This window comes from Methanomassiliicoccales archaeon (assembly GCA_038740345.1).
Classification (GTDB): domain Archaea; phylum Thermoplasmatota; class Thermoplasmata; order Methanomassiliicoccales; family UBA472; genus JAJRAN01.
The window spans coordinates 1-10,490 of record JAVYMA010000035.1 but is presented as its reverse complement, the minus strand read 5'-3'; the positions used below and the strand labels follow the sequence as shown (position 1 = coordinate 10,490).

Below are 10,490 nucleotides of genomic sequence, written 5' to 3'. Positions count from 1 at the left end.
GAACAAAATAAAGCCGAAACTTCGCATTAATCTACCTTTTTTATGGAATCTCAGAGAAATACATATACCTTTATTGAAAATTTATGAATAACATTAGGAGGATGGGATGCATATGTTTGAAATAGGGCTTGAAGACGTTAAGTGCTCAATAATAGAAGTTAAATCTGAAGACCTATGTAAAAACAGCCTAACTCCTCTCCAGCATACCAACTCACTCAACCTTCACCTCTCTACAGTCAGGGATTACAAGGATAGATTTATTTTAAAATATCTCCAGACTCGAGCGCGAGTAGAGAACCCAGGTTTTGTTTTTTTTAAGTATAAAAAGGAAAAGGCAAAATTAGCTTGGATTGATAATTCAATGAGTAAAGAGCCTGTAGGTTACTATATTTTTATAGAACCTCGTCACGAATTTTCCAAATATGCCCACGAAAAGGTACATTTTCCAATGGTCCTTTCGCAACTATATGTATGTCCCGAGTACCGTCGAAGGGGAATAGCTACTCGAATGATTCAAGATTTCATTTTAAATTGTAATCATGATCCAATTTGGATTGAGAGCCCAAAACAAGAAACAAAATTGTTACTGCATAAGATGGGCTATTTTGAGCCTGATATGCCTTATGAGTTATGGCAGATGATGGAGGGCCTTTCGAGATGGGTTCGAGCAGATAAATTCTGCAAAGGATCAGTTAAAAAAAGCTCAGAGGAGTTACATGTATGGTGTGGCGATGATTTCATGTCATTGAACGATTTAAGATAAAATCATGTATTTAATATAGTAAATAAAAATTATATTTTTAATATTATCTTATTAATAAAATATTAAGTTAAAATATAATTTCAAAATGCAATAATTCATTTTTTAAATTTCTTATCCTATTATTTTTTATATTTTGTTTAGATGAGCGAGACAGGATCTCATAGAAACTGTGTTAAAAAAAGCTAATCGTTCAGCTTCTGTAATCTTTCGCACGCTTCCTTTAAAACGTTATCCCTTTTTGCAAAACAGAATCTTACCATCGTGTCACCTGTCTTGTCTGGGAAAAATGCTGTTGCTGGGACAGCTGCTACACCTGTTCGATTTAAAATATACATCGCTTTGTCCTTAGCCGTTTTTCCTGGGACTCCCGAGACATCTGCTAAAACATAATACGCACCTTCTGGCTTATAGGCCTTCAAACCAGCATTGAGGCAAGCCTCCAACATCATTTGCCTTTTTATAGCATAATCTTTGCAAATTCCAGTGTAATAAGATTGGGGAAGCTCCTCTATACCTTTAGCCACCGCGATTTGGAAAGGAGTTGGGGTACATACGTTTATTAGGTCATTGACATAACCAATAGTATTTTTCCATCTCTCATGACAATGGACATAGCCTACTCTCCATCCAGTTATACTAAATGATTTTGAGTAACCAGAAATGGTAATGGTCCTTTCTGACATACCCTCTATCGAAGCAGGAGAAATATGTTTCCTATCATCATAGACAAAATATTCATATATTTCATCGGTAAAGCAAAAGATATCATTATCTACACATATATCTCGTAGAGCTTTTAATTCATCTATAGAGTAGACTTTTCCTGCTGGGTTTGAAGGAGTATTGATTATGATAGCTTTAGTTTTACTTGTAATACTTTCTTGTATAGTATCTGCATCAAATCTCCACTCTGGCGGTGGCCCCAATTTTGGTGTGACTGGTATCGCGCCACACATTTGAATGGTAAAAACATGATATTGATAGTACGGTGCTGGTATAATTACTTCATCGCCCGGATTAAGAAGGGCCATGCAAGTTGCGAACATGGCACCCGTCGTTCCTTCGGAGCAAATAATATTCTTCTCTGCATCAGCTTCTAACCCGTTGAAGGATCTTACTTTTTTTGCAATGGCTTCTCTTAAAACAGGCAAGCCATCGTATCGAGTGTAGGTGTTCCAACCATCATCTATAGCTTTCTTCGCTGCTTCGACGACGATGGGGGGAATATCTAAATCACATACACCTTGGGCAAGGTTAATACCTCCCAACCTAGCACATTCTATTGTCATAGCGCGAATGTCTGAATGTGTCATGATTTTGGAACGTTCACTTCCACTCAACTTCATATTATTCAGCTCGGCATGTGAATAATTGACAAGGTATTAATTGGCTACGCTTCACCAATTTTATTTTTATAAATAGAGATAAAAATTATAAATATATTAAATAAAAATATAAATAATTATTTTATTTTCATATTAATCTTCTTTCCATTTTGACAATACGACGCCAGCTGCAAAAAATATAAGAGATAGAATTGCCACAAAATTGGTCTGTTCTAGTGCTAAATTCTGATTATTATATACCATCGTATTGCGCAAAGCTTCGCCAACATAGTATAGAGGTAAAACCTTAGCTATTTGTTGAAGGAACGAAGGCATCATGGCTAAATTGAAAAATATGCCAGATAAAAACATCATTGGAAATGTGACTAAATTAGCGGCTGTTGAAGCGCTTTCCTCGTCCCTGATGAATCTTGCAATTATCATTCCTATACTACTGAAAAGTGCTGAAGACAATATTATTACAACAATTGCTAAAGGCGTAAGTGTAAGATGCATATTAAAGACGGTAAAACCAACAAGCATGATAATGAATACAGAGATAATTACAACTGCTAATTGCCAAAGTATCTGAGCTGCTAGCCATTCATATCTCGTTATAGGCGTGGTTGTTAATTTTTTGAATATGCCATTAGTCCGATAACGAGTCATAACACTTACCATCCAAAATATGGTTGTCGTCATAGTGGTTAATGCAATAACTCCTGGAAGGAAAAAGTCGATGAAGCCAAATTTTTCTCCTGCAATGTCATTATATTTGATTGTAATGCGATTCGTTCCATTTGCCAGGATTAAATTATATTGACTTGTAACCCCACTTATCAAACCATTGACCAAGTTGGAGGCTGATGATGTAGGTTCTGTGAGAACTCTAATTTGAGTGGAGTTATATGAATTATTAATCGTGGCGTTTTGAAAATTCGGTGGTATTATAAGAAGTGCATAGGGAGAATTATTTTTAATATAATCTTCCAGGTTAGCTTCCTTGCTAACATTGATTATTTTTACAGAGCCTGTATCTTTCAAAGTTTGAATAAATTGATGTGAAAAGCTTGAATCAGATAGGTCTTGAACATGAATATCAACTACACCTCCTCCCGAACCGCTAAAAATAGCTCCAAATAGCAAAATTAATACTATAGGGAAAGTCAAAGTCCAAAAAATTGTAGACTTATTTCTATAAAATGTCTTAATCTCACCCTTAATTGCAACTAAAATTCTGTGAGGCATTACGAAACTCCTCTCCCTCTTTTTAAAAAACGAATTCTTTTCTTCATCTTTTTAGAATCTTTTTGCTCATCATTTAACCTCTTTCCAGTGAGTCTTAAAAATACATCTTCTAGAGTGGGTTTAGTGACTTTAATCTGTTCATAGTTTCCTCCTGAACGATCAAGGGTATAAATTATTTCAGGAAGAGAACTGCTCTTTTCAAACGTTAATATTATATCTCCATTCTTTCTTTCTAATCCTGGCCATTGATGCTGCAATGCTTTCGCACAAACATCATCGCAATTGGAAATTATGCATTTATTGCCTGTCCCATATTTATCAATTATATCTTTTGGGGTGCCTATAGCTAATAATTTCCCGTGATCAATGATTCCTACTCGGTCCGAGAGAATTTCCGCTTCTTCCATATAGTGTGTAGTAAGAATTATCGTTTTTTCTTTTTGCTTAAGATCTCTTATCACTTCCCAGACATCACGCCTAGCTTTGGGGTCTAACCCAGTTGTCGGTTCATCAAGGAAAATTATTTCGGGATCATTAACCATGGATATAGCGACACCCACTCGTTGCTTTAAACCTCCCGATAATTTTTTGAACCAAACATCTTTTTTCTCTAGGAGATCCACCGCTTTGATTATTTCGTCTATTGATATTTGTCGGTCAAACATGCCCGCAAAATATTCAATATTTTCTCTAACTGTTAAAAAGTCGAATGCATTAAAGTCCTGAGGAAGCACTCCTATCCTTTTTTTAATTTTACTTGAATCTTTATTCACATCCATACCCAAAATCTCTACTCTTCCAGATGTTAGGGAGCGAAGGCACTCCATAATTTCAACTGTAGTGGTTTTTCCTGCTCCATTTGGGCCAAGTAGTGAAAATACTTCTCCTTTCTTCACTTCAAAGCTTATTCCGTCTACTGCTGTGAATGAACCATAACGTTTTACTAAACTATGAACTTCGATGACCTTTTCAACCAATTTCTAACCCATAATGCATTTAGTTTCGCATATTTTATGATTTTCTAACTAATAATATATTTTATTAATATAATATTAATATAATATAATTATTGTAAAAATAAATATTAATAATATATAATACTCAAATTCGTTCTTTATTTAATTTATTATAGGTTTATTTTTATTGAATTAACTCATTTTCCAGTGATTTAATTTATATACATGATATTAAAATAATATTAGCTAAAATTAAAAATATTATCATGGTTCCAAAATTGAATAATACTTGGCGCATTATCAATTGCTGTGTCTCTGAATAATTGGCCAGGTGATAAGTTGCAGCTATTAGTGGTATGATAGAGACGACGGTTAAAGATTTAAAATCAACACAACACCCCAAAATCCCGCTGATACTAAAATATAGAAAAATTAAGAATCCGAAAAAACAAGCGAGCATAGATAACCAAGCACCCGCCTTTCGTCCGAAGCGCACCAGAAATCCTCTCTTGCCAGAAATTGTATCCGTTTCTAAATCTGGTAATTCTACAGTCAAAATGAAAAAAAGCCCATAACAGACAAGTGGTATTGAAATAACAATAAACCAAATATCTAAGTTTCCAGAAACTACAAAATATCCCATCCCTGGCATCATTAATCCAGCTGCAATCATAGTAGCTATTTCACCAAATCCCCTATAAGCTAATCTTACTGGCGGAGCACTATAAAACCACCCCAACCATCCCCCCAGTATAGAAAAAATTAGAAAATTTATATTGTAATCATAAAAAATCATGAATGCTAATGCAAAAAGGGCAGATGCAATAAGTAGTAAAAGAGCTACAGTGATCGATAATTTAGCCATTTCAGGATGCTCTTTCAAGATTCCACTGCCTCCAGATAGAATAGTTGAGGTTCCCCTGGAATCCGTCTCTTGATCAAAATAATCATTGCTATAAGAAACGGAAAGATGGGCGAAAAAGAATATTAAATAACCAAAAAGGAATTTATCAAATTCTAATATAAATCCTCGACAAGCGGCAAGGAGAGACCCCATTGAATATAGAAAAAATCCCGGGACTAAAAAATGCGGTCTAGATAATTTAACAAAGTCTTTTAATATCCATTTTTTCTTGGCTTTCATCATAGAAGGTTGGTATTTATAATTATTTTAAGATAGCGTGTTGATATTAAATTTAATCCGAATAGACCATCTTTAGGTAGGGAGAAACTTGAACCTTGATGAAAAATTTTCCTTAACCCAATCCGAAGTAATACGTTATAATCGTCAGATAATCATAGACAACTTTGGTGAAACTAGTCAAGTTAAATTACGAAATTCCAAGGTCGCAGTGATTGGTGTTGGAGGATTAGGTTGTCCTGCTGCTTTATATTTAGCCGCAGCAGGGATAGGCAAACTCATTCTAATTGATGATCAATATCCAGATTTGTCAAATCTTAATCGTCAAATATTGTATTGGAAGGATGATTTAGCGTTGAAGAAGAAGAAAGTAGAATCTGCTGCTTTAAAATTAAAAGAGCTCAATGATGAAGTCGAGATATCAATTGTTCCAAAAAGACTGAGCTTAGGTAATGCAAATACTCTTCTTACCGATGTAGATGTTATTCTTGATTGCACTGACAACTCAACTGCAAAAGTTGCGTTGAACTCTTTTTGTGTTGCTCAAAGAAAACCATTAGTTCACGCCGGCGTTGAAAGCATGCACGGTCAAATTACAACTATTAAACCGCCCCATACTCCTTGCCTAAATTGTTTTTTTTCTTCTTTACCTTCAATTAAATCTGAAATAGCTATATTGGGTGGAGTAGCGGGAGTTTTTGGCTCAATGCAGGCCGTTGAGGCTATCAAATTGATAACGGGTATAGGAAGACCTTTATTTGGCCGTCTTTTAACAGGGAATCTTTCGAGCGGGGTTTGGGAAGAGATAGAAATCGAAAAAAATCCATCTTGCAATGTTTGTTCAGGGCTTTGATGCGAAAAGATGTTTTGCGGCAGTGATCATTTCTAAACCTATTAGCTCTCCTATTAATTTATAATCTTGATCTACTATCGGTAAATCCGTCATATGCTCGTCAAGCATTATATAGAGAGCTTCTTTTAATGGTGTATCCATCGTTACGGGTTTGGTCCTTTTCATTACCTCTTCTACCTGCTCCTTTAGCGAATCCCGAAGCAGTGCGATAAAAGCTTTGGCGCTATTTTCTCTGACACCTGCACGATAGCCAATATGTTTCAACAACGTCTCTACTGTCACTGCGCCAGCAAGATTTCCTTCTGTATCAATGACATAAACATTCCTTGATAATGGATTTGCTAACAAAGCCTCAATCGCCTCACGCAAAGTGGCATTTTTCAATACGGCTGGAGGTTTAGAATTAATGAGTTCATGGGCATCAGCAACTTTTAACGAGGAGAATGGTTTGCCAGATAGCATAATTCCAATAATCAAACTCTAATACTTAGCAGTTTCCGATATCTAGAAATCTGTAATTCAATAAAATTTTAAAATTGAATTAATGAAGATTGGTATTAACTTATTTATATTAACTTTTTAAAAAATTATTATTGTATTTTTAATTTAATATTTAATTAATTTTAATCTATTTTCAATAAATCTAAAATTTAATTATAAAAAAAATTAAACAAAATAAAATCCAATTTTGTATTTTAGGCAAATGTTAGCCACTGCTTCCAATCTTTCCAAAACGCCTGTGTATCTAGAAATCAATAATTTTCCCTTTGGCTCATTTGGCATTTTTTGTCTAAGAATTTCTATCTCTCTCAAAAGTTCTTTTGCATCATTTTCAGTAAATATTTTTTTGGTTTTAGCATTTTCCACAACATTCGCAATAATGTCAAGTTCATATTTTTTGGCTACTTGAGGAAGTAATGATGATTCAGGTCCGAAATCCCCTATGCATCCTCTTCCCTTATCCCATGACAGTCCACATTTATTACAAATCTCGCCCATCTCATCAAAAGAAAGCATATCCCAGCTTGTTAATCGATCATCTGGTGAGGAAATTTCTAATATCCTTTCCCTTAGACTAATAGGAATTTTTTCTAAGGAAACCCATCCTGAATATGACTTTTTCATTAAAGGCATTAATTTAATCTTATCTTCTTCAACTTTTATTTTTTCTAAATAGATGACTTCTGATGTTGGCTCAATGCGATTCCTTTTTAAAAAAATATCCCAATCCGACCCAAACACTTTCTTTGCTTCTTCAGCACTAATTGTCATATCCCAGTCTGCATATTCTTCAAATCCTTTAATATCACGCAAGAACGCTTTAATATAATGTTTTTTTCTTTCTCGGCACAAAGCTTCTGGAGCGTCAGTTTCTCTAATAGCAATACTAATACCCATAGATATTTCCCCTAGGTCTGAAAACTTCAACACTATTTATCTGTTATCTTTTACAATATAACTAAAATTTTGAATTAATTTTATAAAATATAGTAATTTTATGTTTCTAGAATAATTTAAAAATACGGGATGAAGATATCATGAAATGGAAAGGTGCAAACTTGGAAAGAATATCCACTGGTATCGTTGAACTTGACAAGCTCATTGGAGGATATATAAAAGGAGGAAGTGTATTAATTACTGGGCCAGCGGGTGCCGGAAAAACAATTTTTGCATTGCAATTCGTTAATTCTGTTTGTGCTGCAGGTAAGAAAGCTGTTTATATATCAGTCCAAGAAAAGAGATTAGATCTTATTGAGCAGGCTTCAATATTCGGATGGGACTTGGACGGCTATGAAAAACAGGGGCTCTTACATTTTGTAGGCATTTTTGAGTCACAAATGGTAGATGATTACAAATTTAATTCATACGGTTCAGAAATAGGGTTTAGCTCCATAGTTGAGAATATTAAAGGAGAGGTTGATGCTGTTGTTGTAGATAACCTTGGAATATTAACTCTGGATATGGCCATCTCCAATTTTCGTCAACAATTGGATTATTTGATATACGCCCTAAGTTATAGAGGATGTACGTCAATATTGACTTTTAATGAAAGATTGATCGAAAAATTTGGAGAAGTTGCAACATATTCATTTGATGGAGTAATTCGTTTATTTAAAAGGGACAGTCTATATGCAGATTCTAGAGAAAGGGTGTTGGAGATCATAAAGATGAAAAATACCAGACACCCAATAAATTATATTATTTTTGAGATTACGGAAAAGGGGATAAGACTAGATATTTAATCTATTTAAATTTCATTATAAATTATTTTGATATTATTTGTGAAAAATTTTTTATATAATTTTAAATTTTTGAGCTTTCAAAACATACCGAAAAGTAATGTAATTAATTTTAATTACTATTATAATTTATTTGAATAACTTATTAAATATGAACTTCTCAAAAAGGACAAATAATATTTATTTAAAGATATGATATTAAAGATTCATGTAAAATGAAAAAGTTTAACAAGCTACAATTGGGATTGATTGTTTTTAACAAGCCGAAAACGAACTCATGAATTTAGATGGAGTATCAAAGGCCGAAGTTAGTTTTATGAGGTGACCATACACTAGAACCATCTTATAAATAGGTGTGTATTTGAAATACTCGGCTTGTTGAAGTTGTTTATTTTTTTATTTCAAGTAAAATAACCTATTTGCGATTGTTTGAAAAGTATGGATTGTTTCATGATCCAACTCAGTGGATAAACAACGATCTAATGATGGAAATCTAAATCTTTTGCATTTTTTTCAATCAGAAGATTGCATAAGTTCAGCTGAAAGACCAAAGAAAAACATGGAAATATCAGGCCAAGTATAAAACACATTTTTACCTAAATAATAAGAGCAACAACATTATGGTGAGCGGAAAAACATTGTCAAAATATTTTCAAAATCATGGCATTTTTATGCTTAACCCAAAGGTAAGAATGTATTCCTTCAAAAATATTATATTCTTATATAATATTTGTTTATAAAAATATAAAAAAATTTAATTCAATGTTTTAATAATTCATTTTGTTTCCACTCACTCCGATAAGAAAAGAACTCTGCAATATAATATGATAACCAAATCAATTGAAACATTATTATAACAATTATTAAATAAGTAGCATCAATATCGATTCCTATACTTGCGCCTTCTATCTCTAATGAAGAAATAATATGCCCTCCATTCATTATTGTTATTATCCATATTGAAAGCATAATACACATAACTCCTCCAAAAAATAATCTGGGAATAGTACCTTTAGGATAAAATCCTCTAAAGAAAGCAAAAATCATTAACGGTAAAGAGAGCCAATAAATTATAAAAACGATTCTTTTTAATTCATTCAAAAACAGATAATTATTCACCAGTAACTTTGTAAATGATTCAAGTAATAATAAAATTATTATGGGAATAATCAAATAACATAGAGCTGTATTTCTGGTATCCTTAAAGCCAAGCTGGTATTTGCCGTTTTGAAAGTGAAACTCATTAAGAATAGAACCTTTTCTTTTTAACTGGACCTTATTTTTACCATTCGATGAACGAAAGCCCTTTCGATTATCTAGGAATTCACCTATTTTTATCAGCATTGTTAGAATTATGAGGACATAAAGTAAATTCCAAACAGGTTCAAGATCAAAAGATAATCCCTGCTTTTTTATAAAAAATTCTAGCTTACCATTTAAAAGCAAACTCCCCAAATAAAAAGCCAAAATTAAAATAATAATAAATATATAAAATAATCTCCATAAATTTCCTGGCGGGTAAATTCCAGCTAGGAACGCCGGTATAATTAGAATCGTTGCCCAAATAATTATGACATTCTTTTCCATCTCTAATATGCCTAAAAGTTCCCTGACCCATTGTTCATCCATTGTTTTTATAATAGATTCTATAATAATTATGAAAAGAAGAGGTAATATTAAGAAAAATGTTAGGGCTCTAATAAGGCTCTCAATCCCTTTTTCCAATGATGTTATTTTTAAAAAGTCAACCAACCAAAACTGAACGCTCTTAAAGGACTGCGTTTCTGAATTTTTATTTATTATAGAATCTCTATGATAATCAATATATTCCATAGGATATCTCAATGCTTCGATAGTGATTAGAGAAATGATAAGAAATTTGATTATCTCTATATCTAGATAAATGCCTAAAAGCTCCAGAGACATTTGTAAATTGGTATCTGTAAATACTTTCCATACCAACA

General features: G+C 33.1%; 10 protein-coding genes. 3 read left to right on the top strand and 7 right to left on the bottom strand.

All coding sequences use genetic code 11. From position 1 onward, the window contains the following. The first annotated feature begins 112 nt into the window (after positions 1-112). Complete coding sequence (locus QW520_08605) at positions 113-763, top strand: GNAT family N-acetyltransferase (protein MEM0449863.1); 651 nt, start codon at positions 113-115, stop codon at positions 761-763. A 182-nt stretch (positions 764-945) separates the two neighbouring features. Here the strand turns inward: QW520_08605 and QW520_08600 are convergent, their stop codons facing one another. From QW520_08600 to QW520_08585, 4 genes are all read right to left on the bottom strand, one after another. Next, complete coding sequence (locus QW520_08600) at positions 946-2,109, bottom strand: aminotransferase class I/II-fold pyridoxal phosphate-dependent enzyme (protein ID MEM0449862.1); 1,164 nt, start codon at positions 2,107-2,109, stop codon at positions 946-948. Between the two features lie 132 nt (positions 2,110-2,241). Then, positions 2,242-3,336 (bottom strand): ABC transporter permease, encoded by a 1,095-nt coding sequence (locus QW520_08595; GenBank protein ID MEM0449861.1) that lies wholly within the window; start codon positions 3,334-3,336, stop codon positions 2,242-2,244. Then, entirely contained in the window at positions 3,336-4,313 is a 978-nt protein-coding gene (locus tag QW520_08590) for an ABC transporter ATP-binding protein (protein ID MEM0449860.1), read from the bottom strand. The genes QW520_08595 and QW520_08590 overlap by 1 nt, the downstream gene beginning before the upstream one ends. Before the next feature lie 196 nt (positions 4,314-4,509). Continuing rightward, positions 4,510-5,439: a prenyltransferase gene (locus QW520_08585; protein MEM0449859.1), complete on the bottom strand. Its 930-nt coding sequence runs from the start codon at positions 5,437-5,439 to the stop codon at positions 4,510-4,512. Positions 5,440-5,524: 85 nt separating this feature from the next. Here QW520_08585 and QW520_08580 point away from each other — a divergent pair, with 85 nt between their 5' ends. Continuing rightward, positions 5,525-6,286: a HesA/MoeB/ThiF family protein gene (locus QW520_08580; protein MEM0449858.1), complete on the top strand. Its 762-nt coding sequence runs from the start codon at positions 5,525-5,527 to the stop codon at positions 6,284-6,286. Here QW520_08580 and QW520_08575 read toward each other — a convergent pair. Together QW520_08575 and QW520_08570 are read right to left on the bottom strand one after the other, a co-directional pair. Next, a complete protein-coding gene (locus QW520_08575; protein ID MEM0449857.1) occupies positions 6,275-6,748 on the bottom strand; it encodes a CBS domain-containing protein in 474 nt (157 codons plus the stop codon). The two genes, QW520_08580 and QW520_08575, sit on opposite strands and share 12 nt — an antisense overlap. A gap of 204 nt (positions 6,749-6,952) precedes the next feature. Next, on the bottom strand, positions 6,953-7,714 hold the full coding sequence (locus tag QW520_08570) for a hypothetical protein (protein MEM0449856.1): 762 nt from the start codon (positions 7,712-7,714) through the stop codon (positions 6,953-6,955). A gap of 110 nt (positions 7,715-7,824) precedes the next feature. Between QW520_08570 and QW520_08565 the strand changes: the two genes are divergently transcribed. Beyond that, positions 7,825-8,529, top strand: a complete 705-nt coding sequence (locus QW520_08565; protein MEM0449855.1) for an ATPase domain-containing protein — start codon at positions 7,825-7,827, stop codon at positions 8,527-8,529. Between the two features lie 756 nt (positions 8,530-9,285). Here QW520_08565 and QW520_08560 read toward each other — a convergent pair. After that, positions 9,286-10,490, bottom strand: a 1,205-nt coding sequence (locus tag QW520_08560) for a hypothetical protein (GenBank protein MEM0449854.1), incomplete at its 5' end; no start/stop codon positions are given.

Coding starts and splice junctions, on each gene's coding strand:
- QW520_08605 (MEM0449863.1), top strand. CDS start 113: ATGTTTGAAATAGGGCTTGAAGACGTTAAGTGCTCAATAATAGAAGTT.
- QW520_08600 (MEM0449862.1), bottom strand. CDS start 2,109: ATGAAGTTGAGTGGAAGTGAACGTTCCAAAATCATGACACATTCAGAC.
- QW520_08595 (MEM0449861.1), bottom strand. CDS start 3,336: ATGCCTCACAGAATTTTAGTTGCAATTAAGGGTGAGATTAAGACATTT.
- QW520_08585 (MEM0449859.1), bottom strand. CDS start 5,439: ATGATGAAAGCCAAGAAAAAATGGATATTAAAAGACTTTGTTAAATTA.
- QW520_08575 (MEM0449857.1), bottom strand. CDS start 6,748: ATGCTATCTGGCAAACCATTCTCCTCGTTAAAAGTTGCTGATGCCCAT.
- QW520_08565 (MEM0449855.1), top strand. CDS start 7,825: ATGAAATGGAAAGGTGCAAACTTGGAAAGAATATCCACTGGTATCGTT.